This is a genomic window from Janthinobacterium sp. BJB426 (assembly GCF_002735705.1).
Classification (GTDB): domain Bacteria; phylum Pseudomonadota; class Gammaproteobacteria; order Burkholderiales; family Burkholderiaceae_D; genus Janthinobacterium.
Genome location: NZ_PDZL01000007.1, coordinates 117,128 through 141,605, shown reverse-complemented (window position 1 = coordinate 141,605; position 24,478 = coordinate 117,128). Strand labels below are relative to the sequence as shown.

At 62.6% G+C, this 24,478-nt stretch carries 26 protein-coding genes; 5 read left to right on the top strand and 21 right to left on the bottom strand.

What is annotated here, in order from left to right; all coding sequences use genetic code 11:
• Positions 1-239: 239 nt before the first annotated feature.
• The gene (pnuC, locus tag CSQ93_RS13830) at positions 240-830 is read right to left on the bottom strand and encodes a nicotinamide riboside transporter PnuC (protein ID WP_099378523.1); all 591 of its coding nucleotides are present in this window, start codon (positions 828-830) and stop codon (positions 240-242) included.
• Positions 831-1,058: 228 nt separating this feature from the next.
• On the opposite strand from pnuC, the gene CSQ93_RS13825 reads away from it, so the two are divergent.
• A complete protein-coding gene (locus tag CSQ93_RS13825; protein ID WP_233516171.1) occupies positions 1,059-1,814 on the top strand; it encodes a substrate-binding periplasmic protein in 756 nt (251 codons plus the stop codon).
• Positions 1,815-1,820: 6 nt separating this feature from the next.
• Here the strand turns inward: CSQ93_RS13825 and CSQ93_RS13820 are convergent, their stop codons facing one another.
• Together CSQ93_RS13820 and CSQ93_RS13815 are read right to left on the bottom strand one after the other, a co-directional pair.
• Positions 1,821-2,522, bottom strand: a complete 702-nt coding sequence (locus tag CSQ93_RS13820; RefSeq protein ID WP_199534412.1) for an isochorismatase family protein — start codon at positions 2,520-2,522, stop codon at positions 1,821-1,823.
• Positions 2,523-2,587: 65 nt separating this feature from the next.
• Positions 2,588-3,454 (bottom strand): pirin family protein, encoded by an 867-nt coding sequence (locus tag CSQ93_RS13815; protein ID WP_099378521.1) that lies wholly within the window; start codon positions 3,452-3,454, stop codon positions 2,588-2,590.
• A gap of 119 nt (positions 3,455-3,573) precedes the next feature.
• Here CSQ93_RS13815 and CSQ93_RS13810 point away from each other — a divergent pair, with 119 nt between their 5' ends.
• Both CSQ93_RS13810 and CSQ93_RS13805 read left to right on the top strand, forming a co-directional pair.
• The gene (locus CSQ93_RS13810; protein ID WP_099378520.1) at positions 3,574-4,479 is read left to right on the top strand and encodes a LysR family transcriptional regulator; all 906 of its coding nucleotides are present in this window, start codon (positions 3,574-3,576) and stop codon (positions 4,477-4,479) included.
• Positions 4,480-4,525: 46 nt separating this feature from the next.
• Positions 4,526-5,329: a metallophosphoesterase family protein gene (locus CSQ93_RS13805; protein ID WP_099378519.1), complete on the top strand. Its 804-nt coding sequence runs from the start codon at positions 4,526-4,528 to the stop codon at positions 5,327-5,329.
• Here CSQ93_RS13805 and CSQ93_RS29215 read toward each other — a convergent pair.
• Together CSQ93_RS29215 and bla are read right to left on the bottom strand one after the other, a co-directional pair.
• Positions 5,326-5,499, bottom strand: coding sequence for a hypothetical protein (locus CSQ93_RS29215; RefSeq protein ID WP_199534410.1), 174 nt, complete (start codon positions 5,497-5,499; stop codon positions 5,326-5,328). The genes CSQ93_RS13805 and CSQ93_RS29215 overlap by 4 nt on opposite strands.
• A gap of 265 nt (positions 5,500-5,764) precedes the next feature.
• Positions 5,765-6,721, bottom strand: coding sequence for a subclass B3 metallo-beta-lactamase (gene bla / locus CSQ93_RS13800; RefSeq protein WP_099378518.1), 957 nt, complete (start codon positions 6,719-6,721; stop codon positions 5,765-5,767).
• A gap of 84 nt (positions 6,722-6,805) precedes the next feature.
• On the opposite strand from bla, the gene CSQ93_RS13795 reads away from it, so the two are divergent.
• Positions 6,806-7,663 carry a metallophosphoesterase family protein gene (locus tag CSQ93_RS13795; protein WP_233516170.1) on the top strand — a complete coding sequence of 286 codons (858 nt, stop codon included), beginning with the start codon at positions 6,806-6,808 and terminating at the stop codon, positions 7,661-7,663.
• Here CSQ93_RS13795 and CSQ93_RS13790 read toward each other — a convergent pair.
• Positions 7,660-8,187 carry a dihydrofolate reductase family protein gene (locus CSQ93_RS13790; protein WP_099378516.1) on the bottom strand — a complete coding sequence of 176 codons (528 nt, stop codon included), beginning with the start codon at positions 8,185-8,187 and terminating at the stop codon, positions 7,660-7,662. The genes CSQ93_RS13795 and CSQ93_RS13790 overlap by 4 nt on opposite strands.
• 41 nt (positions 8,188-8,228) lie before the next feature.
• On the opposite strand from CSQ93_RS13790, the gene CSQ93_RS13785 reads away from it, so the two are divergent.
• Entirely contained in the window at positions 8,229-8,825 is a 597-nt protein-coding gene (locus CSQ93_RS13785) for a TetR/AcrR family transcriptional regulator (protein WP_158301221.1), read from the top strand.
• 30 nt (positions 8,826-8,855) lie between these two features.
• On the opposite strand, the gene CSQ93_RS13780 is transcribed toward CSQ93_RS13785, so the two are convergent.
• The 15 genes from CSQ93_RS13780 to aspS all read right to left on the bottom strand — a co-directional run bounded on the left by CSQ93_RS13780 (position 8,856) and on the right by aspS (position 24,439).
• Entirely contained in the window at positions 8,856-9,533 is a 678-nt protein-coding gene (locus tag CSQ93_RS13780; protein WP_099378514.1) for a type 1 glutamine amidotransferase domain-containing protein, read from the bottom strand.
• A gap of 22 nt (positions 9,534-9,555) precedes the next feature.
• On the bottom strand, positions 9,556-10,719 hold the full coding sequence (locus tag CSQ93_RS13775) for an iron-containing alcohol dehydrogenase (RefSeq protein WP_099378513.1): 1,164 nt from the start codon (positions 10,717-10,719) through the stop codon (positions 9,556-9,558).
• An 85-nt stretch (positions 10,720-10,804) separates the two neighbouring features.
• On the bottom strand, positions 10,805-11,407 hold the full coding sequence (locus CSQ93_RS13770) for a TetR/AcrR family transcriptional regulator (protein WP_099378512.1): 603 nt from the start codon (positions 11,405-11,407) through the stop codon (positions 10,805-10,807).
• A 138-nt stretch (positions 11,408-11,545) separates the two neighbouring features.
• Positions 11,546-12,325 carry an enoyl-CoA hydratase gene (locus CSQ93_RS13765; RefSeq protein ID WP_058050031.1) on the bottom strand — a complete coding sequence of 260 codons (780 nt, stop codon included), beginning with the start codon at positions 12,323-12,325 and terminating at the stop codon, positions 11,546-11,548.
• A 93-nt stretch (positions 12,326-12,418) separates the two neighbouring features.
• Positions 12,419-13,615, bottom strand: a complete 1,197-nt coding sequence (locus CSQ93_RS13760) for an acetyl-CoA C-acyltransferase (RefSeq protein WP_099378511.1) — start codon at positions 13,613-13,615, stop codon at positions 12,419-12,421.
• Between the two features lie 60 nt (positions 13,616-13,675).
• Complete coding sequence (locus CSQ93_RS13755) at positions 13,676-14,122, bottom strand: PaaI family thioesterase (protein ID WP_099378629.1); 447 nt, start codon at positions 14,120-14,122, stop codon at positions 13,676-13,678.
• Between the two features lie 62 nt (positions 14,123-14,184).
• Positions 14,185-16,584 (bottom strand): 3-hydroxyacyl-CoA dehydrogenase/enoyl-CoA hydratase family protein, encoded by a 2,400-nt coding sequence (locus tag CSQ93_RS13750; protein ID WP_099378510.1) that lies wholly within the window; start codon positions 16,582-16,584, stop codon positions 14,185-14,187.
• A 14-nt stretch (positions 16,585-16,598) separates the two neighbouring features.
• A complete protein-coding gene (locus tag CSQ93_RS13745) occupies positions 16,599-18,389 on the bottom strand; it encodes an acyl-CoA dehydrogenase C-terminal domain-containing protein (protein WP_034753387.1) in 1,791 nt (596 codons plus the stop codon).
• 79 nt (positions 18,390-18,468) lie between these two features.
• The gene (locus CSQ93_RS13740; protein WP_034753385.1) at positions 18,469-19,071 is read right to left on the bottom strand and encodes a TetR/AcrR family transcriptional regulator; all 603 of its coding nucleotides are present in this window, start codon (positions 19,069-19,071) and stop codon (positions 18,469-18,471) included.
• 256 nt (positions 19,072-19,327) lie between these two features.
• A complete protein-coding gene (locus tag CSQ93_RS13735) occupies positions 19,328-19,717 on the bottom strand; it encodes an RNA-binding S4 domain-containing protein (protein ID WP_099378509.1) in 390 nt (129 codons plus the stop codon).
• Positions 19,714-20,877 (bottom strand): cardiolipin synthase ClsB, encoded by a 1,164-nt coding sequence (gene clsB / locus CSQ93_RS13730; protein ID WP_099378508.1) that lies wholly within the window; start codon positions 20,875-20,877, stop codon positions 19,714-19,716. Before clsB ends, CSQ93_RS13735 begins: the two co-directional genes overlap by 4 nt.
• A 9-nt stretch (positions 20,878-20,886) precedes the next feature.
• Complete coding sequence (locus CSQ93_RS13725) at positions 20,887-21,708, bottom strand: endonuclease/exonuclease/phosphatase family protein (RefSeq protein WP_099378507.1); 822 nt, start codon at positions 21,706-21,708, stop codon at positions 20,887-20,889.
• Positions 21,709-21,780: 72 nt separating this feature from the next.
• Complete coding sequence (locus CSQ93_RS13720) at positions 21,781-22,074, bottom strand: hypothetical protein (protein WP_077398985.1); 294 nt, start codon at positions 22,072-22,074, stop codon at positions 21,781-21,783.
• 19 nt (positions 22,075-22,093) lie between these two features.
• Positions 22,094-22,558, bottom strand: coding sequence for a dihydroneopterin triphosphate diphosphatase (gene nudB, locus CSQ93_RS13715; RefSeq protein WP_099378506.1), 465 nt, complete (start codon positions 22,556-22,558; stop codon positions 22,094-22,096).
• A gap of 84 nt (positions 22,559-22,642) precedes the next feature.
• Complete coding sequence (gene aspS / locus CSQ93_RS13710) at positions 22,643-24,439, bottom strand: aspartate--tRNA ligase (RefSeq protein WP_070221635.1); 1,797 nt, start codon at positions 24,437-24,439, stop codon at positions 22,643-22,645.
• Positions 24,440-24,478: the final 39 nt, after the last annotated feature.

The window sequence follows — 24,478 nt, the reverse complement described above, 5'->3', positions numbered from 1 at the left end:
AAACGGATGGATTGACTTAAGGGATGCGTGGACGGGCACGCACCGGCATCCACTGCGCCATGCATTGCATGGTCAGCTGGTGCGGGGCGGCGTAAAAACAGGCAGAAAGGGTAAAACGCAACATAAAAGACACCGGTAAGCGGGGAAAGGCCACTATATCCCGGTGTCTTTATCGCGTGAACGAATTAAAAATTGATTGTATATACGATTTGAATCTAAGGACTTGGTGTAAGGCAAGATCAGGCGTCGGCAATCACTGCAGGCGCTTGCGCCGCGCGGCGTGCCTGCACGCTCCACCAGTACCAGGAAATCACGGCGTTGACCCAGTAGGCCGCATACAGCACGGCCGTCAGGTGCAGGCCGCGGCTGTAGTACAGCGGCACGGCCACGGTGTTGACCAGCAACCAGAAAGCCCAGGTTTCGATGCGTCGGCTCATCAGCAGGAATTGCGCGATGATGCTAAATACCAACACTGCCGAATCGATGAACGGCGCGTAGGCATTCGTGAAGCGGTGCAGCAGCATGCCGTAGATCGCCACGGAGACGATGCCGGCCGGCACCACCCAGGCCAGGCTGCGCCAACCCGTGCGCGTGATCGGCAACGGCTTGCCGCCGGCGCCGCGCCGCCATTGCATCCAGCCTATAACGCAGGTGACGATGAAAAACAGTTGCAGCATCACGTCGGCGTACAGGTTGACCTGGAAAAACAGCACGGCAAACAGCACGCAGCCGACCATGCCGATCCACCAGGAATGAATATTATTGCGTCCGGCCAGGATGATGGAGGCAGTCATCAATACATTGGCGGCGATCTCGAGCGGGGCAGTCAAGCGGTCTTCCTTTGCGGGGCAGTGGTGGCACCGCGTCACTATAGCCGATTACACTGCACGGTGTTCGCCACGCCGGAGCCGACACCCATGGGGGAAAGCGGCAAAAAACGCGCAAACATCGAGGAAATGCGAACCAGGCCGGCCTTCAGCCGCCGCAGCCCTTGACTTCCGTGGCCATTCTGGCAAATTGAATAGCAAGTTGAAACTCCAGGAAGCCCCCTTATGCGCATGCGCCATCTCCTGTTTGCGGCAGTGCTCGGCGTATCTGCCCTGCCCGCCGTAGCTTGCCGCATGACGATGGCGCTGGAGCAGTGGCCGCCGTATGTCTACCGCGATGCCCAGGGCCGCCATACGGGCCTGGACCTGGAATTGCTGAAGGCCATTTTCAAGGAAGCCCGCTGCACCCTGGTCACCGTGCCGGAGCTGCCCACGGCGCGGCGCCAGCTGCTGTTCCAGAAAGGGGGGCTGGACCTGATGCTGGCCGCGTCCGAGACGCCGGAACGCCAGTCCTATGCGCGCTTTTCCCTCTCGTACCGCGATGAAGCCGTGGGCGTCTTCAGCAAATCCGGCTCGCCCGGCAACCACCAGCAGATCGCCAGCTTCGCGCAGCTCGCGCGCGGCAACGCGACCTTGCTGGCGCCCAAGGTGGGCTGGTATGGCGCGCAATACGCGGCGGCCCGGCCGGCGCTGGAAAAGGCCGGCCGCCTGAATGCATTCGGCAGTTTCCAGCAAGGCGTGCGCATGCTTGACGCGGGCCGCGCCGACCTGCTGCTGGGCGACGTGCTGGCCGTGCGCCACGAAGCGCGCCTGCAGGGCGTTGCCTTGCGCACCCTGCCCTTCCTCGTCCTGCGCGCCCCCGTGCACCTGATGCTCAATGCGCGCACGACCAGCGCCGGCGACCTGGCGCGCCTGAACGCCGCCATCACGCACCTGGAACAGCGCGGCGTACTGGCGGCGATACGCAACAGCTACGAAGCGCCGTAGCGACGGTCAGCCCTTGCCGGCCGCTTCGAGGATTTCCAGCTTGGTTTCGCGGCCATTCTTTTGCACGCCCTGCGCCTTGTCGTAGCTTTCGATCAGGGCGCGGTATGGCGGCACGATATGGTCGGTCATGATGGCGGCGAATTCCATCGCGTCGGCGCGGTTCCAGGTGCTCATCACTTCAGCCAGCACGGCGTACGTGTCGATCGGCACGGCGCCCGCCTGCGTCACGCGCGCCATGGTAATGTCGGTGGCCATCTTCGACCAGTTGCCCGAGGCATCGATGATGGCGAACACCTTGTAGCCGGCCGCCAGCGCGCTGATGGTCGGGAAGGCCATGCACACGCTGGTGAGCGTGCCGGCGATCAGCAGGGTCTTGCGGCCCGTCTTTTCGATGGCTTCGACCCAGGCCGGATTGTCCCAGGCGTTGATCTGGCCCGTGCGCGGGATGTAGACGGCGTCCGGGTTGAAATGGTGGATTTCCGGGATCAAGGGGCCGTTCGGACCGTCGGGCACGGACGCGGTGGTAAAAGTCGGCATGTTGGCCAGGCGCGACAGCTTGGCCAGCGCCGTGACGTGGCCGCGCAGCACGTGCTGCTCGATGTCGCGCACCAGCTGGAACAAACCGCTCTGGTGGTCGATCAGCAGCATGACGGCATCGTCGGGATCGATCATCGGTGGCAAACCTTGGAAGTTGGCGGGGGTGCTCATGGTGGTCTCCTGAAAAACCATGCCGCGGGATGCGGCATGGGTACTACACAAATTCACTGCACAAATTACGTCGCGATACGGGCGAAGCGGCCGCTGTTGAAATCCTCGAACGCCTGCGCGATTTCCGCCTCGGTGTTCATGACGAAGGGACCGTGGCCGACGATGGGTTCCTCGATCGGCTCACCGCTCAGCAGCAGTACCACGGCGTCGTTGTTCGCTTCGATGGTGATGCTGTCGCCATCGCGCTCGAACAGCGCCATCTGCGCTTCGCGCACCACGCTCTCGCCATTGACCAGCACCGTGCCGTGCAAAACGATCAGCGCCGTGCTCCAGCCTCGGGTCACGGGCAGCTCCGTCAGCTTGCCCTGGGCCAGGCGCATGTCCCACACCTGCATCGGCGAGAACGTGCGGGCGGGTCCATGCTGGCCAGCGAAGTCGCCGGCGATCACGCGCACGGAACCGGCATCATCGGGCAGCGCCACTGTGGGAATCGTGTCGCTGGTGATGGCCTGGTAGCCGGGCGCCGTCATCTTGTTTTTCGCCGGCAGGTTCACCCACAGCTGCACCATTTCCAGCGTGCCGCCCGACTGCGTGAAGGCAGGCGAGTGAAACTCTTCATGCAGGATGCCGGCGCCGGCCGTCATCCACTGCACGTCGCCGGGGCCGATCACGCCGCCCTGGCCCGTCGAATCGCGGTGCGCCACTTCGCCCTTGTAGACGATGGTCACCGTTTCAAAGCCGCGGTGCGGATGCGAACCGACGCCGGGCGGACGGGTGCCGGGCGCAAATTCGGCAGGACCGGCATAGTCGAGCAGCAGGAAGGGGCTCAGCTGCTTGCCATGGCCGTTATACGAAAACATCGAGCGCACGGGGAAACCGTCGCCGACCCAATGCTGGCGGGGTGCGCTGTAGATACCTGTGACTTTGTTCATCTCGATCTCCTGTTGGGGTTTGCATTACGATGAAGACAGAATACGCTTGCAACGATGAAGGCGGTAGACGGTAAAATATGCCATCAGCGTTCCATAAATAGAACGATCAAGGAGGCGACATGCAGGACCTGAATGACTTGTATTACTTTGTGCAGGTAGTCGACCATGGTGGTTTCGCGCCGGCCGGGCGCGCGCTGGGCATGCCGAAATCAAAACTGAGCCGGCGCATCGCGCTGCTGGAAGAGCGGCTCGGCGCGCGCCTGCTGCAACGCACGACGCGGCATTTTTCCGTCACCGATGTGGGGCAGACGTTTTACGAGCATTGCAAGGCCATGCTGGTGGAGGCGGAGGCGGCGCAGGAAGCGATCGAACTGACGCGCGCGGCGCCGCGCGGCACGGTGCGCCTGTCCTGCCCCATCGCTCTGCTGCACTCGCTGGTCGCCCCCATGCTGGCCGGTTTCATGCGCGAGCATCCGCAAGTGACTCTGCTATTGGAAGCGAACAACCGCCGCGTCGACCTGGTGGCCGAGGGTATCGACGTGGCCATCCGCGTGCGTCCGCCTCCGCTACCCGACAGCGATCTGGTATTGCGCGTGCTGGCCGAACGGGGCCAGTGCATGGTAGGCAGCCCGCTGCTGTTCGCCGGCGCGGCCTTGCCGAAGGCGCCGGCCGACCTGTCCGACTGGCCCAGCCTGGCCCTGGGCACGCCGCAACAGCACTACCAGTGGGATTTGCACGGCCCCGATGGCGCGCGCGCCCAGCTGCGCCACGTGCCGCGCTTCGTCACGGGCGACATGCTGACCCTGCGCGACGCGGCCGTGGCCGGCGTGGGCGTGGTGCAGCTGCCGACCATGATGATCACGGAACAGGTGGCCGATGGCAGCCTGCTGCCGCTGATGGAGCAGTGGCGGCCGCAGCGCGAAATCATCCACGCCGTGTTCCCGTCGCGGCGCGGTCTGCTGCCTGCCGTGCGCGCGCTGCTCGACTACCTGGCGCACAGCTTCGCCGCGCTGGAGGAAGAGTGAGGGTTTTCAGGTACGATGGCGTACTCTCCAATCGCCTGGATGCCGCATGCGTTTATTGATTCTGTCGGACCTGCACCATGAGTTATGGCGCGACGAAGCGCCGCAGGGCGACCTCGCGCTCAGCTGCCCCGACGCCGTGATCCTCGCCGGCGATATCGACACGGGCGCCCGCGCCGTGGCCTGGGCCGCCAGTGCATTCGCGGGACTGCCCGTGCTGTACGTGCATGGCAACCACGAAGGCTATGGCCACCACCTCGACAAGGTGCGCCAGGAACTCCACGCGGCTTGCGCCAGCACGCAGAACGTGCATTTCCTCGACTGCGGCACGCACGTCATCACCGACCAGGCAGGCCACGCTGTGCGCTTCCTGGGCGCCACCCTGTGGACGGATTTCCGCCTGCTGGGCGACGACACGCGCCAGGCGGCCATGCGCGACGCGGAAGCCGTCATGAACGACTACAAGCGCATCCGCCTGGCCAACATGGGCTTTCGCAAGCTGCGTGCGGCCGATACGGCCATGTTCCACGCGCAGCAAAAAGCGTGGCTAACGCGCGAACTGGCGCAGCCATTCGACGGCAGCACCGTCGTCATCAGCCACATGGCACCGTCGCTGCTGTCGGTCGACGATGCCTACGGCAGCGAAGGATGTTCGCCCGCCTATGCCTCGCGCCTGGACGAACTGGCTGCGCGGGCGAACCTGTGGGTGCATGGTCATATCCATGCTTCGCGCGACTACCGCATCGACCAGTGCCGCGTCGTAGCTAACCCCTGCGGTTACAAGACGCGCAGCGGCGCGCCGCAAAATCCCGCTTTTGATCCGAACTTCATCATTGACCTGCCGGCCCGCTAATCGTCAGCCTTGAGGCGGCCCGCCAGCCATTGCTGCAGGCGGTGCTTGCCGGCCCGGCGCGCCACGCGCGGCGACACTTCCGACTGGTGCGCGCCGGCGCCGCCGCGCAGCCTGGCGGCGGCCACCAGCGGATTGCGCGGCTTGGGCGCGGCTTTTACTTTGATTTTCATGCTGTTTCCTTTCAACCCAGTCGTGCAAAACAAAAAACCCCGGCGAGTTTCCTCACCGGGGTTTGAAGGACACCGGCTCGGGATCGGCAATGCTGCCGTTGGCCCCGAGCGTCATGCGCGGGGCTAGTGGTAAGTCAACTTGCTGCCAGCCTGCTCGAACATGGGTTTCCTTTCTTTTGTGTGGTTGATCTGCACTGCGGATGACGATTCTGCGCCGGATGCAGCAGTGCGTCAACCGCTTTTCATGGCACATGCGCCAACGTTGTTATTTTGTCGCAGTCTCGCCAGCCATGGCTTTTTCCTTGGCGATGCGCGCTTCGAGCTTGGCTTCATTCTTGGCAGCGTAGTTGCTGCACGCCTGCGCATCGATGAAGGGATTCGGCGTGACGCCTTCCAGCAATTGCGTCAGCTTGCGATCGCCGCCCGAGTGGTCGGGGTGGGCCGAGATCAGGATGTCGCACGGCAGTTTGGCGAAGTCCTGCATGACGCGGCGGAAGGCCGGCGTCAGGTCCGCATGGCGTTCATCGCCCAGGTAGTGAAAATCGTCGGCCGCCACCGGCGTGAGGCTGGCGCCGAACACCACGTTCAGGCAGTCCTGACGCTCCGCATCCTCGCACGACACCCAGGTCCAGCTGGTGCTGCCCGGCGTATGGCCAGGCGTGTAGCGCGCCGTGACGGTCACGTCGCCCAGTTGCAAGGTTTCGCCATCGGCGATCTCGCGCACGTTTTCCACGGCCGGCATGGGGTCGATTTCGCCCGCTTGCGGGTCCATGGCGAGCACCGAACCCGCGCGCAGCGCCTGCGCACCCAGCGGGCTGGCGACCACTTGCGCGCCGCTGTCGCGGGCCAGGGCGGCGATGCCGCCCGAATGGTCGAAATGCGCTTCCGTATTCAGGATGAACTTGATGTCTTCCAGGCGAAAGCCCAGCTCGAGGATATGTTCCTTGATGGCGGCCACCGATTGCGGCAGCGCGCCATCGATCAGGATCAAACCTTCGCGCGTGTCGATCAGCACCACGCTCAAGCCGCCCACGCCCACGTAATACGTGTCGCCGTGGATGCGCGCCGGCTGCTGCGGGCGGTTCCATTGCGCCGCATACGGCGAGGCAATCGGCTGCGTCAAGGGATCGACGGCGGGCGTGGCGGCATGCGCGGAAAACGGCAGCGCCATGGCGGCCAGCGCGATGCTGAGCAAGGTCTTGGAAAGGAAGAAAGGCGGCATGCGGCTCCAGTAATGAGTGTGCGGTAATCGATGCCACAGGGTAACGTCGCCCCCGCGCGCGGTCAAGCAGACGGGCGTGGCGACTTGCGCTACGATAGAGGCCCATTCACTGCCGTGCGCCATGCCGCGCCTCCTGCCATGCGTTTGCTGATCCTGTCCGACCTGCACCTGGAAGTCTGGGGTGACGACACGCCCGCCATCGACCTTGCCGCCTGCCGTCCCGACGTGGTGATCCTGGCCGGCGACATCGACACGGGCAACAATGCCATCGCGTGGGCCGCGCGCACCTTCGGCGCCCTGCCCGTGCTGTACGTACATGGCAACCACGAGGGTTATGGCCACCAGCTCGAACACATGCAGGACGCCGTGCGCGACGCCTGCGCCAGCGCGAATACACAGGGCGCCAACATCCGATTGCTCGACGGCGACGCCGTGGTCTTGAACGGCGTGCGTTTTCTCGGCATCACGCTGTGGACGGATTTTTTACTCTTCGGCGCCGACAGGTACGAGGAAGCCTTGAACGCGGCGCAAAGCTACATGCCCGACTACAAGCGCATCAGCACGGGCGGCGACACGCCGCGTCTCTTGTGCGCGGCCGACACGGCGCAGCTGCACGCGCAGCATCGCGCCTGGCTGGAACAGCAACTGGCGCAACCGTTCGATGGCAAGACGGTCGTCATCACGCACATGGCGCCATCGATGCAGTCGGTGGAAGAGCAATACGCGACCAATCTCGGCTCGCCCGCCTTCGCCTCGCAGCTGGACGCGCTGGTGGCGCAGGCCGACCTGTGGGTGCATGGCCACATGCACGCCTCGCTCGACTACCGCATCCAGGACTGCCGCGTCGTGTGCAACCCCTGCGGCTACAAGCGGCCGGACGGCACGCCGGAAAACGAACGTTTTGACACAGGCTTCATCGTCGACCTGGCCAGCGCTGGCTAGTTTTTGCGATAGCGTAGCTGCACCACGCCACTCGGCAACTGGCGCGTGTGGTCCAGGCGCCAGTCGCTGCGCGGCAAGCCGTCCTCGAACAGGCGCACGCCCTTGCCCAGCACCACGGGCAGCACGGACAGGGTCAGGCTGTCGATGACGCCCTCGCGCAAACCGGCACGGATGACGGCGCCGCCATCGAGATACACGTGACGGCACCCCTCCTCTGCCAGTCCCTCCAGCACTGCCCGCACGCTGCCTGCGCGGCGCTGCTCGCCATGGCGCGGCGCGAAGTCGCGGCGGCTCAGGACCACCACGCGCTTGCCCGCATACGGCCACGGCTCAAAACCCAGCACGGCGTCATACGTGGTGCGCCCGATCAGCAGGGTATCGACCTGCTCCATCAAGGCCGTGTAGCCGGTGGCGTCGGGCGAGTCGGGCGCCAGTTCGGTCAGCCAGGACAGGTCGCCGTTTTCTCCCGCGATGCAGCCATCGAGGCTGATGCCGAGAAAAACGCTGACGAAAGTTTTTTGCATGGATGCTCCTTGATTTAATTCTACGGTGTAGAATTATGCCCATGAAAACCCCAAAACTTCAAGCCGTGGCATCTCCCGTGCGCCGCGCCGGGCGTCCGCGTCGCGCCGCGCCCGCGCTGGACAACGCCAGCATCCTGCAGGCGGCCCTGGCCCTGCTGGAAGAAAAAGGCGAAGCGTTCTCCATGCGCGCGCTGGCGCACAGCCTGGGCGTCGATGCCATGGCCCTGTATCACTACTACGCCGGGAAAGAGGAATTATTGCAAGCGTTGATGGTGCAGCGTTTTGCCGCGCTCGATCCGCAGCAGCCGCCATTCACGCGGCGCCAGGCAGCGCCACGACGCCTGCTCGCGCTGTGCGCGCTGTACCTGGAACTGGTCAGCGCCACGCCATATTTCGTGCGCCTGATGGCGCGCGGGCTGGTGACGCAAGCCGATGTGGCCGAGCGGTTTACGGCCCTGTTCGAGCTTGCCGTCGAGGGTCTCGCGCTGAATAAAAAATCCCGGCTGCGCGGGCATGATGCGCTCGTCGATTTCCTGCACGGCTATGCGCTGGCCGGCAGGCCGGCCAGCGAGACGCAATGGCACGCCTCGGTCAGCCTGATCCTGGCGGGCATGGTCGCCACACACAATGCCGTGTGACGACCAGCGGCCGGACGCCCTACCCTGGCATCAGGCCAGCAGCTTGAGCAGCGCCTGGGCGGCCGCTTCCGACGATGCGGGATTCTGGCCCGTGACCAGCAAGCCATCGGTGACGGCGTACGGCTGCCAGTCGCCCAGCTTCGAGTAGACGCCGCCATTTTCCTTGAGCATGTCCTCGACCAGGAAAGGCACGATGGCCGTCAAGCCGACGGCGTCTTCCTCGGTATTCGTAAAGCCTGTCACTTGCTTGCCACGCACCAGCGGCGCGCCATCGACAGCCTTCACGTGGCGCAGCACGCCCGGTGCGTGGCAGACGGCGGCAACGGGCTTGCCGGCGGCAATCATCTGTTCGATCAGCGTGATCGAGTGCCGGTCTTCGGCAAGGTCCCACAGCGGGCCATGGCCGCCCGGGTAAAACACGGCGTCAAAGTCGGCCGCCTTCACGTCGGCCAGCTTGCCTGTGTTGGCCAGCACGGCTTGCGCATCGGCGTCCTGCTTGAAGCGGCGCGTGGCGTCCGTTTGCGAATCCGGCTCGTCGCTTTTCGGGTCGAGCGGCGGCTGGCCGCCCAGCGGCGAGACGACCGTCAGCTTCGCGCCCGCTTCTTGCAGCGCATAGTAGGGCGCGGCGAATTCTTCCAGCCAGAAGCCGGTTTTCTTGCCAGTGTCGCCCAGTTGATCGTGCGAGGTCAGTACCATCAGGATGTTCATGTTGTTTCCTTTTATGTCAGGGTTACAGTGCTGCTTCGAGGATACGGCGGCTGCGCGCGAGGTCGATATCGCGGTGTTCGCCGAGGGAGGTCATGCCATGTGCTTCCAGTTGCGTCAGTACCGCTTCCACCGCTTCCTGGCCCAGCTGATAGGCCGACAAACGGGTCGGGATGCCCAGGCCTTCGAAGAAGGCGCGGGTTCGCGCGATGGCAGTATCGATGCGCTCGTCGTCGCTGCCGCTGGTGATGTTCCAGACACGTTCGCCATACTGTAGCAATTTGCCGCGTTTCTGCTCGCGCTGTACGTCCAGCAGAGCCGGCAACACCAGGGCCAGGGTGCGCGCATGGTCGATGTCGTACAGGGCCGTCAATTCGTGGCCGATCATGTGGGTGGCCCAATCCTGCGGCACGCCGGCGCCGATCAGGCCATTCAGGGCCAGGGCGGCCGTCCACATCAGATTGGCGCGGGTATCGTAATCGTCGGGCGAGGCGATGGCCTGCGGCGCGATCTCGACCAGGGTTTGCAGCAAGCCTTCGGCAAAGCGGTCCTGCACCTTCGCCTGCACCGGATAGGTCAGATACTGTTCCGTCGTGTGGACAAAGGCGTCGACCAGGCCATTGGCCACCTGCGTGGCCGGCAAGGTAAAGGTTTTGCTCGGGTCGAGCACGGAAAACTGCGGGTACAGCAGCGGATTGCGAAAACTCAGCTTGTCATGCGTGGCTTTTTTCGTCACCACGCCGCCGCTGTTCATTTCCGATCCCGTGGCCGGCAAGGTCAGCACCGTGCCGAACGGCAGGGCGCGCTGCACATTGGCGCCGCCGCGCTCGGCGATTTCCCACGGCTCGCCATCGTACAGGGCGGCGGCAGCGACGAACTTGGTGCCGTCGATCACGGAGCCGCCGCCGACGGCCAGCAGGAAGTCCAGCTTTTCGCTGCGCACCTGCGCCACGGCGCGCATCAGGGTTTCATAGCTGGGATTGGGTTCGATGCCGCCAAACTCCTGCACGCTGCGCTGGCCCTGCGCAAGCGCAGCGCGCACTTCGGCCAGGGTGCCCGTCTTTTCCGCGCTGGCGCCGCCGTACAAGATCAGCACGCGCGCATCGTGCGGCACCAGCGTGGACAATTTGGCGATGGTATTGGCGCCGAACACAATCTTCGTTGGATTATGGAATTCAAAATTCTTCATGCTGCTGCTCCCTCATTATTAGACTGGTCGTCTAGAGTAAAATTCAAAAAACCGCGGACGTTTGCCATCCGCGTACCTAGCGTCCTTATTGATCCGGCGGCAACTGCAGCATGGACAGCGTCGCCCGCCATGCCGTTTGCAAGGCGCTGGCGTCGCGCCGCAGCTTGGTCAGCATCGCCGCGCCCAACCACAGCTGGTACAAGGTGGCAGCCATCTGCGCCGGATCGGCCACCGATGGCAGGGTATCGTCCACCCTGCCCCGCGCGATGGCCAGCGCCAGCCTGGCGATGATGCGGTGGGTGCCATCGAGCAGCGCCACGCGCATCGGTTCCGACATATCCGCCACTTCGCTGCTGAGCTTGACCACCAGGCAACGGCAGTCGCAACCGCTGCCATCGAGGCTTGCGCTCGTCCAGCTGGCCCAATACGCCATCAGCGACTGCGCCGCGCTCTGGCCCGGCTGGCCCAGCACGAGCTCCATTTCGTCCAGGTAGCCGGTGACGTAATCTTCCAGCATCGCCTCGCCAAACAATTCCTTGGACTTGAAGTAATGGTAGAACGACCCCTTGGGCACGTCGGCGGCAGACAAAATCTCATTCAGTCCCACGCCGGCAAAGCCCTTGCGCGTGATGATGGCCTTGCCCTGGTCGATAATGTGCTGGCGCACGTCGGTGTATTCAGCTTTCATGCGAAGCATTGTAGCACAATTAGACCAGTCGTCTAGATTAAATTGAACCCGGAAGAAAATGTTGGGGTCAGACCCTCGAGGCCGCTAACGCAGAGGTTTGCTCTCACGGCTAGGGGGGGGCTGCCCCCGGCAGTCAGCTTAGGCAAACTTCTTGAAATCCGGCTTGCGCTTTTCAAAGAAGGCCGTAAACGCTTCCTTCGCTTCGGCGCCGCCCAGCATGGCGCTGAACAGTTTGTTTTCCTCGGCGATGGCCGCCTTCATCGGCTCCATGCGGCTTTGTTTCATCAAGCGCTTGGTGGCGCGGATGGAGGCGGCCGGCAGGGCTACCAGCTTGGCGGCCTGGCCTTGCGCGTACGTCATCAGGTCGTACAGGGGCACGACTTTCGACACGAGGCCCATTTCCAGCGCTTCGCTCGCCGGGAAAGACTCGCCCAGCATCAGCTTTTCCGCCGCGCGCGGGTAACCGGCCAGTTGCGTGAGCAGCAGGCTGGAGCCGAATTCCGGGCACAGGCCCAGTTGCGTGAACGGCATCGAGAAGCTGGCATTGTCGGCCGCGTAGACGAGGTCGCAGTGCATCAGCAAGGTGGTGCCGATGCCAATGGCCGGGCCGGAGACGGCCGCCACCACGGGCTTGCTGCTGCCGTACAGGGCGCGCATGAACTGGAACACGGGACGGTCATGGTCGAGCGAACCATCCTTCGGGCGCGCCGTCTTCATGAAGTCATCGAGGTCGTTACCGGCCGTGAAAATCTCGCGCTTGCCGCAGATCAGGATGGCGCGTACTTCATCGTCTGTCTCGGCCGCCACCAGCGCGTCGGCCAGGGTCTGGTACATGGCGCCCGTGATCGCATTCTTGCGTTCCAGGCGGTTGAATTCCAGGGTCAGAATGCCCTCGCTCTTGCTGCACAAAATATCCATGTCATCTCCAAAAAGATAAAGGGCGCCGAGGTATCCCCAGCGCCCAAGTTTGACCAACCTAATCTGACCTCTTACGTCACGACGCCCGGCAGATCAGACGCGCTCGAAGATTCCTGCCGCGCCCATGCCGGCGCCCACGCACATGGTGACCATGCCGTACTTCTGCTTGGTGCGCTGCAGTGCGTGGATCACGGTCGCGGCGCGGATGGCACCGGTGGCGCCCAGCGGGTGGCCCAGGGCGATCGCGCCGCCCATCGGATTGACCTTCGATGGGTCCAGGCCCAGGTCGCCGATGACGGCCAAGGCTTGCGCGGCAAACGCTTCGTTCAGCTCGATCCAGTCCAGCTGATCTTGCGTGATGCCGGCGGCGGCGCACGCTGCCGGAATGGCGAATTTAGGACCGATGCCCATGATTTCCGGCGGCACGCCGCGCACGGCGAACGAGGAGAATTTCGCCAGCGGGGTCAGGTTGTGCTCGCGCAGGATTTTTTCGCTGACGATCAGCAGCGCACCGGCGCCGTCGGACATCTGCGAGCTGTTGGCGGCCGTGACGGAACCCTTGGCGGCGAAGACGGGCTTCAGCTTGGCCAGCGATTCCATCGACGAATCGGCGCGCGCGCCTTCGTCGGTGTCGACGGTGCGACGGCTCACGTCGACCTGACCGGTAGCCAGGTTCGGCGTGCGCGTGATGATTTCCACGGGCGTCGTTTCCGCCTTGAAGAAACCGGCTTGCTGCGCGGCGATGGCGCGGCGGTGCGATTCAACGGAGAACGCGTCCTGCTGTTCGCGCGACACTTTCCATTGCTGCGCCACTTTTTCGGCCGTCAGGCCCATGCCATAGGCCATGCCGATGTTCTCGTCGCTGAACATGTCCAGGTTCATCGATGGGTGGTGGCCCATCATCGGTACCATCGACATCGATTCGATGCCGCCGGCGATCATGACGTCGGCTTCGCCCACGCGGATGCGGTCGGCGGCCATGGCGATGGCCGTGATGCCCGAAGCGCAGTAACGGTTGACGGTGACGCCGCCGACGGTTTTCGGCAAGCCGGCCAGCAGCACCGAGTTACGCGCGATATTGAAGCCCTGCTCCGCTTCCGGGAACGAGCAGCCGATGATGGCGTCGGTGATCAATGCAGGGTCCAGGCCAGGTGCTTGCGCCAGGGCCGATTGCAGCACGCGCACCAGCAGGTCGTCCGGGCGGGTGTTTCTGAACATGCCGCGCGGCGCCTTGCCGATCGGGGTGCGGGTTGCAGAGACGATGTACGCGTCTTGAAGTTGTTTGCTCATTTTATGCTTTCAAAGATGTTGAACGAGGTTCGTGTTCTGTCGAATGTCCGGGATGCTGGCCTATCGCTTCTGCGACAAATACCAGTCCACCGTCACCTGTGCCGCCAGCGTGCCTTCGGAATCGAAAATATCGACTTCCACGGGAAACGCCACCTTGCCATCCTGCGCCAGCTGCGCCTTCAAGGCAGCCAGGTCGCCCGGTACCCGGCCTTCGGCGCGCGTCGCGCCCCGGGCCACCTTCTGGTACTGGATGCGCGACTCCTTGGCCACCGGGCGCAAGCCCATAATGAGCTCGGCGAAGCCGCCAGCCATGGCCGCGCCGGAAGCCGTTTCGGCCAGGGTAAATAAGGCGCCCGCATGCTGCGTGCCCAGGTGATTATTCAGTTTTGGATCTTCCGGCATCGACACCTTCGAGGTGCCGGCGCCGATGTCGTCGATGCTGATCCCCAGCAGCCGCACGAAGGGCAAGGTGTCCATCATCTGTTGTTTGATACGGTCATACACCATGCTTGGCCTCACGCGCAGCAATACTTTAAAAATAATGGACAGGATCGTCATCGACGTCAGGCTTAGTTGCGTACCGGCTTACCGGTTTGCATCATGCCCATGATCCGTTCCTGGGTTTTCGGATGGTTCAACAGCTCCAGGAATGCCTTGCGTTCCATATCCAGCAGCCACTGCTCGCTGACGAAACTGCCCTGGTCCACGTCGCCGCCCGATACGATCTCGGCGATCATCTCGCCCAGCTTGAAATCGTGCGCCGAAATGAAGCCGCCGTCGCGCATGTTGACCAGCTGCGCCTTGATGGTGCCCCAGCCGTAACGGCCCGTGACCTGGATCAGCGACGGCAGTTGCGGACGGAAGCCCGCGTCGAACATGGCGCGCGCTTCGACCTTGGCCACGTGCAGCAACTCGTAGGCGTTGAACACGATCACGTCGTCTTCTTTCAGGTAGCCCATTTTTTTGGCTTCCAGCGCCGATTTCGACACGTTGGCGGTGGCCGCATTGGTGAAGCCCGTTTTCAGGAATTGCAGGATGTCGTTACCCTTGGCTTCCTTGTAGGCGCGCTGCGCCGCTTCCTTCAAGCCGCCGCCGGCAGGAATCAGGCCCACGCCCACTTCCACCAGGCCGATGTAGGACTCGATCGAGGCCACGCGCTTCGAGGAGTGCAACGCCAGCTCGCAACCGCCGCCCAGGGCCAGGCCAGCGACCGCGGCGATGACCGGCACGTTCGCGTATTTCAGCGACATGAAGGTGTTCTGCAGTTCCGCGATGATCGGATCGACGGCTTTCACGCCGCCTTGCATGAAGGCCGGCAAGGCCGATTGCAGGTCGGCGCCGGCCGAGAAGGCACCGCCTTCGGCTGCGTCGGCATGCCAGATCACCAGACCTTTGAAGTTCTTTTCCGCTTCCGCTAATGCGAGTTTGAGTCCATTAATCACGCCTTCGCCGATCACGTGCATCTTGGTCTTGAACGAGATGATCAGGACATCGTCACCCGTATGCCAGACGCGCACGGATTCGTCTTCGAAGACGGTGGTGCCGGCGGTCTTGCCGTCGATGGCGCCGCTGCCCAGTACCGGCGCGCGGAACGGCTGGCGGTCATACACGGCCAGGGTCGAACGTGGCACGAAGCTGTTCGACACGGCGGAGTAGGAGCCTTCCGGCGTGTGCACGCCGCCTTTTTCAGCGACCGGCCCTTCGAAGACCCAGGCTGGCAGCGGTGCGTTGCACAGCGCGTGGCCGGCGTCGATGTCTTCCTTGACCCAGTTGGCCACTTGCAGCCAGTTCGATGCCTGCCACGTTTCAAACGGACCGACGTTCCAGCCGAAGCCCCAGCGCATGGCGAAGTCGATGTCGCGCGCATTGTCGGCCACGGTATCCAGGTGGATGGCGATGTAGTGGAAAGCGTCGCGGAAGATCGCCCACAGGAACTGGCCTTGCGGATTCGTCGATTCGCGCAGCGCCTTCATCTTCTTGACCGGATCCTTTTCTTTCAGGATGCGGGCGATGATGTCGGCAGCCTTGGCGCCGCCGGCCACGTATTCACCGGTGGCGAAATCGAGGCGTTGAATCTCCTTGCCGACTTTCTTGTAGAAGCCCGCGCCGCTCTTCTGGCCCAGCGCGCCTTTTTCCACCAGCTGCGCCAGCACGGCCGGCGTCTTGTAGACGGCAGCGAAGGGATCGTTCGGCAGGTAGTCCTGCATGGTCTTGATCACATGGCCCATGGTGTCCAGGCCGACCACGTCCGCCGTGCGGAAGGTGCCCGACTTGGCGCGGCCCAGCTTGGAGCCCGTCAGGTCATCGACGACGTCCACGGACAGGCCGAATTTCTCGGCTTCGTGCACGATGGCCAGGATGCCGAACACGCCAACGCGGTTGGCGATGAAGTTCGGCGTGTCCTTGGCGCGGACCACGCCCTTGCCCAGGGTGGTGGTCAGGAAGCCTTCCAGCTGGTCGGCGATTTCCGGCTTGGTAAACTCGGTCGGGATGATTTCGACCAGGTGCATATAGCGCGGCGGGTTGAAGAAGTGCACGCCGCAGTAGCGCGATTTCAGGTCGGCGTCGAAGCCTTCGGCCAGCTTGGTGATCGACAGGCCCGAGGTGTTCGAGGCAAAGATCGCGTTCGGGCCGATGTGCGGAGCCACCTTCTGGTACAGGTCATGTTTCCAGTCCATGCGCTCGGCGATGGCTTCGATGATCAGGTCGCAACCGGCCAGCAGGTCCAGGTTGTCTTCGTAGTTGGCGACCTGGATCAGCGCGGCGTCATCCTTGTTACCCAGCGGGGCAGGCGACAGCTTTTTCAGGTTCTCGATGGCGCGCAGCACGATGCCATTCTTCGGACCTTCCTTGGCCGGCAGATCGAACAGCACGACCGGCACTTTCGCGTTGATGCAATGGGCGGCGATCTGCGCGCCCATCACGCCGGCGCCGAGGACGGCTACTTTTTTAACGATGAAATTGGTCATATTTTCCTCAAGTCTTAGAACAGGTCTGCGTCGAGTGCCATCAGGTTGGCCGAACCGGAACGCGCCTGACGGATCAGGGTTGCCGTCTCAGGCTGCAAGCGGGCGAAGTAGAAACGTGCGGTAGCCAGTTTGGCGGTGTAGAACTTGTCGCCGCTGGATTCTTTTTCGAGGGCGATCTTGGCCATCTGCGCGAACAGGTAGCTGTAGATCATGTGGCCGACGACGCGCAGGTAAGGCACGCATGCCGCGCCCACTTCGTCAGGGTTCTGGAATGCCTTCATGCCGATTTCCATGGTCAGCTTGGTGACTTTGTCGCCCAGGTCGCCCAGTGGCGTGACGAATTCGCTCATCGCTTCATCGGTGCCGTTGTCTTCGACGAAAGCCTTGATCTTTTCGCCGAACTTGCGCAGCTTGGCGCCGTTGTCACCGAGGATCTTGCGGCCCAGCAGATCGAGCGACTGGATCGTGTTCGTGCCTTCGTAGATCATGTTGATGCGTGCATCACGCACATACTGCTCCATGCCCCATTCCGAGATGTAGCCGTGGCCGCCGAACACTTGCATCGCGTCCGAAGTGGCGATCCAGGCGTTATCGGTGATGAAGGCCTTGATGACGGGCGTCAGCAGCGCCACTTCGTCGGCCGCTTCCTTGCGCACGTCGGCGTCAGGGTGGTGCAGTTCACGGTCGATCTGCAGCGCCACGTAGGAAGTGAAAGCGCGCGCGCCTTCGGCGTAGGCTTTGCCCGTCAACAGCATGCGGCGCACGTCAGGGTGCACGATGATGCGGTCGGCCGGCAGTTCCGGGTTCTTGATGCCGGACAGCGAACGCATTTGCGTGCGGTCCTTGGCGTAGATCAGCGCGTTCTGGTAGGCGATTTCCGTCAGGCCCAGCGACTGCATGCCCACGCCCAGACGGGCCGCGTTCATGAAGACGAACATGGCGTTCAGGCCCTTGTTCGGCTGGCCGATGATCCAGCCTTTCGCGCCGTCCAGATTCATCTGGCAGGTCGAATTGCCGTGGATGCCCATTTTTTCTTCGATGGCGCCGCAGGTGATCGGGTTGCGCTCACCGACCGTGCCATCCGCGTTCGGCAGGAATTTCGGTACAAGGAACAGCGAGATGCCTTTCGAGCCTTCCGGCGCGTCCGGCACGCGGGCCAGCACCAGGTGCAGGATGTTTTCCGCCATGTCATGTTCGCCGGCCGAGATGAAGATCTTGTTGCCGGTGATGGTCCAGGAACCGTCCGCCTCAGGCAGCGCTTTCGAGCGCAGCAGGCCCAGGTCGGTGCCGCAGTGCGGTTCGGTCAGGCACATGGTGCCCGTCCATTCGCCCGACACCAGTTTCGGCAGATACACTTCCTTCTGGTGGTCGGTGCCGTGTTCCTTCAGGCACTCGTAGGCGCCGTGCGACAGGCCCGGGTACATGGACCAGGCCTGGTTCGACGAGTTCAGCATTTCATAGAACGAATTGTTCAGCACGACCGGCAAGCCCTGGCCGCCGTATTCCGGATCGCAAGCCAAGGCCGCCCAGCCGCCTTCGACGTACTGCTTGTAGGCTTCTTTAAAGCCTTTAGGCGTGGTCACGCTTTTAGTGACGGGATCGTGGTGGCAGCCTTCGCGGTCGCCGGAGTGATTCAGCGGGAACAATACTTCGGAAGTGAACTTGCCGCCCTCTTCCAGTACCTGGTTGATGATGTCGGCGTCGACGTCGGCGTACGACGGCATTTGCTTCAGTTCTTCTTCCACTTGCAGGAACTCATGCAGGACGAATTGCATATCCCGGATTGGCGCGACGTATTGACCCATAATTTTCTCCTGAAGGCGATTAGCTAAAGTGTTGTACTTGTGAACTGCGTATGCGTTGTTGCGGATACTGCCTGATGGCTTATTTGCTTGTGACGGAATTCTGATACGACGCCAGCAGGCGAATAAAGCCCGCTTGCGCCCGTTCGATGCTGCCCGGCACGCGCAGGAAACGCGCGTCGTGATGCAGGGCCAGGATCAGGCCATACATCTCGTACACCAACTGCTGGGCGTCCGTGTCCGCTTTCAGGTCGCCCGTGGCGATCGATTGCTCGACACAGCGCAACAGCGCGCCCTGCCAGGCCCGCACCATGGCCACGAGGGCTTCACGAATAGGACCGGGACGGTCGTCATACTCGACGGCGCCGCTGATATAGATACAGCCGGAAGCGATTTCCACGCTGACCCGCTTGACCCAGCGCGCAAACATCGATTGCAAGCGCTGGATGCCGCGTGGCTCTTTCATGCTGGGGAAAAAGACTTCTTGCTCGAAACGATAGTGGTAGAGCTTCAGCACTTCCATCTGCAAGTCTTCGCGCGAGCCAAAGTGGGCAAACACACCCGACTTGCTCATGTTCATTTTGTCCGCAAGCAGCCCAATGGTCAGGCCCTCCAGGCCGTCGCGGCTGGACAGGTCCAGCGCCACGTCGAGGATGGCTGCACGGGTCAGTTCGCCCTTGCGCATGAATTTGACTGAAGTATTCAAGATTACCGTTCTAAAAGTGATGTTGCCGATTTGGCGGACTGAAGCGAGGGTAAAAAAAAGCACGCTCCGAAAAAATCCGAACGCTCGTACTATTATCCACTACCACGTAAAAGTCAAACGGGAACTTTAGAGCCGGCGTTCTATTGGTGCAGCGCAGCATTTTTTGGCTGCGTGTTTATCGCGATTTCGGGAGGCAAAAGCGTCGCGCGCCCCTGCCATCCCAGCCCGGCGAACCTCAGGAAAGGTCGCCTGCCTTGCTCAGTTGACGGCGGTCGCGCTTGGTCGGCCGCCCCTTGATGGTGGTGCCTGGCTCGCGGAACAGCTTGCGCTCCTCGGCCAGCTGCTCGCGGCGGGCGATGCTGGCCGGGGTTTCCCCGTACAGCAGGCGCGCCACGGGTGCCGCGCCGCGCTTGTCGGACAGGCCCAGCACGGCCACTTCCCACGTCTCCGCGCCATTGTCGATGGCCAGCTCATCGCCCACGCGCAGGCTGCGCGCCGGTTTTACGCGTTCGCCGCCCACTTTGACTTTCCCCGTGTCGACAGCTTCGCTGGCCAGCGAGCGCGTCTTGAAGAAACGCGCCGCCCACAGCCATTTGTCCAGCCTGACCATTGTCATCTCGTTCATGCGTACTTGCCTACTGAAAAAATGCGCATCACCAGCCGGTACGCGAGGAATGCCGCTTCATAACCGAGCCGGCGGAAACGGCCGATGTGCTTGAAATCATCCTGGTGAATCACGATGCCGTCGGCCACGCCCTGCTCGATATGCTGGCGCAAGCTTTGCGCGAACGCCACGTCCTTGATCACGACGTTCGCTTCCTGGTTGAGGAACAGGCTCAGCGCGTCAATATTACTGGAACCGACCGTCGCCCAGTCATCGTCGACGACGGCCACCTTGGCATGCAGCTGCGTCTTGCGGTATTCGACTATCTTGACGCCGGCGGCCAGCAGTTTCGGATAAAACGAGTGCGCCACGGCATCTTGCATGCGGAATTCGCCCACGCCGATCAACAGCACCACGTCGACGCCCCGCTGGGCCGCCTGGGCCAGGGCGCGGCGCAGCTTGTGCCCGGGCGCGAAATACGGGTTGGCCAGCATCACGCTCTTGCGCGCCTGGCCCAGCGCCTGCAGGTAGGCGCGCTGGATGGTGCGGCGGTTGCGCAGGTTGTCGCGCACGACAAAGCCGGCCACCACGGGGTTCTTCGCCAGCTCCTTGCTGACGACGCGCATCTTGCGGTACAGCTTGATACGCCGCACCAGGTTCATCTTGCCCAAGCGTGCCCACTGCGCCTGCACTTCTTCATGGATGGCGTCCACCAGCGGGCCCTTCACCTGCACGGCAAAGTCCCAACGCGGCGCTTCCAGGCTGATGTTGTGGTCGTAGTCGCAAAACATGTCGTCGTTGATATTGATGCCGCCCACCAGGGCAATTTCGCCGTCGGCCACGCAAATCTTGCGATGCGTGCGCGTGATGCCGCGCCGGAACCACGGGTTGAAGATGCGGTGGTGCACGCCCGCCGCTTCCAGCTGCGCATGCATGGCGTTGACCCGGCGGTTGCCCGTGCCGAACCAGTCCGTGATCATGCACACCAGCACGCCGCGCGCGGCGGCGCGTTTCAGGGCATCGAGCACCAGGGTGCCCGTGGCGTCATCGGCAAAGATATACGTTTCAAAATACACTTCCGAGCGCGCGCCATCGATGGCCGCAATCAAGGCAGGAAAATAGTCGGTGCCGCAATACAGCAGCTGGATGTCGTTGTGGGCGATGAAATTGACTGTGCGCATGCCGGCAGTCTACGCGAGTTTCAAAGCGGCAATGATCGGCGCATGGTCCGACAATTTCGCCCACAGGGTGCCATGCATCACTTGCGCGCCTTCCACGTGGAAACCGCGCACATAGATGCGGTCCAGGCGGAACCACGGCAAGGCGGCGGGAAAGGTACGCGCCGGCACGGGGATCGGCGTTTTCGTCTGGCGCCGCGCCAGGGTGCGCACCAGGTCGCCCAGGGCCGAGTTCGACGCACGCTGGTCGAATACCTCGACCACACCGAGCGCATTGCGCAGCTTGTCGCTGAGCGTGTTGCGCCAGTCGTTGAAGTCGCCGGCAATGATGACGGGCTCGCCATTCGGCGCCGACTCCATGACGGCGTCGATCAGCGCCTGCGTCTGCCTTCCCCGCCCCGATTCGAACAGGCCCAGGTGAACGACATAACAGTGCACGTCGGCCTGCGGCGTCTGGAGCACGCAGTGCAGGATGCCGCGCTGCTCATAGGCATGGTCAGACACGTCGTGGTTGGTTTGCGAGGCGATGGGAAACTTGCTCAGCAAGGCGTTGCCATGGTGGCCATGGTCATACACGGCATTCATGCCATACGCGGAATGGTGTTCGGCGCCGGCAAAGAACTCGTGCTGCGACGCTTCCGGCCAATGCTTGTGGCCGTTTTTCTCGGCGCCATAGCGGGCCGCATTGCGGTCGTGCTTGCCTTGCACTTCCTGCAAAAAGACGACATCGGCATTGAAGAGAGCGATCGCCTGCTTCAATGCGTGCACCCTGGGCAAGCCCCGCACGGAGGAAACACCCTTGTGTATATTATAAGTTGCTACGCGGATTTTCATGCCTTGATTCTACTCCCTGACAGGCCCCGCGCGGCGCCGGCGTAGGTGCGCGTGCGCACCTAAAACCCACAATCAGGCCAGCATGCGTCCTACGCCCGCCGTCACGCTGACGATCAGCGCGGTGATGCCGGCCGCCCAGACGATTTTGACCAGCAACGGCGCGCCGCGCCAGGCCACGGTACGCTTGCCCTTGGCAAAGGCGCCCGGATGCAGCAGCCAGCCGATCGCCATCAGCGGCATGCCGATCGGCGGCGTGCGGCCAGGCACCGTAGAGCTGAACAGCAGAAAGATAAAGCACAGGCAAAAAACGATGCCCAGGGTGCCCAGCAGTTTTTGCTGCGTCGTCAAATGTAACCAGTTCAACATGGAATGCTTTCTAGGAAAATCAGGTGGGGCGCGCCAGGCCCGTCATGGCCGGCAATTGCAAAATCGCTTCCGCGTTGGAAGACGAGAAACAGCGGTCGGCCGCCGCCAGGTAAGGCAGCCACGCGTGCTGCAAGTGCTCGCGCGGGCTCAGGGTGATGGCGATGTCGCGCGGCACTTGCACGCTGAACACGTGTTCCGTGTTGCGCGTCACGCCGGGCGCATAGCGGTGGCGCCAGATCGGATAGATCTCGTACACATTCGACAAGTTCCAGTCGCGCAGCACGATGTCATGGCCATCGGCAACGATGCCGGTCTCTTCCGCCAATTCGCGCGCGGCCGTCTGCAGCAGCGGTTCGTCGACGGCATCGACGGAACCCGTCACCGATTGCCAGAAACCGGGTTGGCCCGCGCGCTCGATCAGCAAGACGTCAAGGTCAGCCGTATGAATGACGACCAGCACGGAAACAGGAATTTTATGAGTCATATCAACAATGAAAAAGGCGCCACAACAGCGCCTTTTTTTGCATAGTGGATCAAACAGCGGCCACCTGGGCAGCCGCATGCTTCATTACACTACTTTTGGCTCGGCGCTGCGCAGACGGATGTGCAGTTCACGCAGTTGCTTCTCGTCCACTTCCGACGGCGCATGGGTCAGCAAGTCTTGCGCGCGCTGGGTTTTCGGGAAGGCGATCACGTCGCGGATCGATTCGGAACCCGTCATCATGGTCACGATACGATCCAGGCCGAATGCCAGGCCGCCATGCGGTGGCGCGCCGTATTGCAGGGCGTCGAGCAGGAAGCCGAATTTCAGCTGCGCTTCTTCGGCATCGATCTTCAGTGCGCGGAAGACCTTGCTTTGCACTTCTTCGCGGTGGATACGGATCGAACCGCCACCCAGCTCCCATCCGTTCAAGACCATGTCGTAAGCCTTGGCGATGCAGGCGCCCGGATCGCTTTCCAGCATGTCTTCATGGCCGTCTTTTGGCGCCGTGAATGGATGGTGGGTCGCCGTCCAGCGGTCCGCTTCTTCGTCGTGCTCGAACATCGGGAAGTCAACCACCCACAATGGCTTCCACACGTCTTCGAACAGGCCGGCTTTCTTGCCGAACTCGCTGTGACCGATTTTCACGCGCAGCGCGCCGATGGCGTCGTTGACGACCTTGGCCTTGTCCGCGCCGAAGAAGATCAGGTCGCCGTCTTGCGCGCCCGTCTGCTCGAGGATCGTGGCCAGCACGTCGGCCGGCAGGAACTTGACGATCGGCGACTGCAAGCCTTCAGGACCCTTGGCTTTCTCGTTGACCTTGATGTAAGCGAGGCCCTTGGCGCCGTAGATGGCAACAAATTGCGTGTAGGCATCGATTTCCGAACGGGGCATGCTGCCGCCTTGCGGTACGCGCAGGGCAACCACGCGGCCGCCTTTCATGTTGGCGGCGCCGTTGAAGACCTTGAATTCGACCGACTTCATGACTTCGGTCAAGTCCGTGAAGGCCAGCTTGACGCGCATGTCCGGCTTGTCGGAACCGTACAGGCCCATCGCTTCGGCGAAATCCATCACCGGGAACGGGTTCGGCAGGTCGATGTTCAAGGTGTTCTTGAAGACGACGCGGATCATGTCTTCGAACAGGTCGCGGATTTCCTGTTCCGTCAGGAACGAGGTTTCGCAGTCGATCTGCGTGAATTCAGGCTGACGGTCAGCGCGCAAGTCTTCGTCGCGGAAGCACTTGGTAATCTGGTAGTAACGATCGAAGTTGGCGACCATCAACAGTTGCTTGAACAACTGTGGCGATTGCGGCAAGGCGAAGAAGCTGCCTGCGTTGACGCGCGACGGCACCAGGTAATCGCGCGCGCCTTCTGGCGTCGACTTGGTCAGCATCGGCGTTTCGATGTCGATGAAGCCCAGCGCGTCGAGGTACTTGCGCACTTCCATCGTCACCTTGTAGCGCAGGCGCAGGTTGTTTTGCATTTGCGGGCGGCGCAGGTCCAGCACGCGGTGCGTCAGACGCGTCGTTTCCGACAGGTTGTCGTCGTCCAGTTGGAACGGCACGGGCACGGAAGGGTTCAGCACTTCCAGCTCCGAGCAGACCACTTCGATCTTGCCCGACTTCAGGTTGTTGTTGATGGTGCCTTCGATACGGTTGGTCACGACGCCCGTCACGCGCAGGCAGAATTCGTTACGCACGGCTTCGGCGACCTTGAACATCTCCGCTTGTTCCGGGTTGCAAACGATTTGCACCAGGCCTTCACGGTCGCGCAGGTCGATAAAAATCAGGCTGCCGTGGTCGCGGCGGCGATGTACCCAGCCGCACAGGCTCACGGTTTGTCCCAGCATGGCTTCGGTAACGAGGCCGCAGTATTCAGTACGCATAGACATAAAATTCTCAGTTCAGGTTAGTGAGTGTTCAAT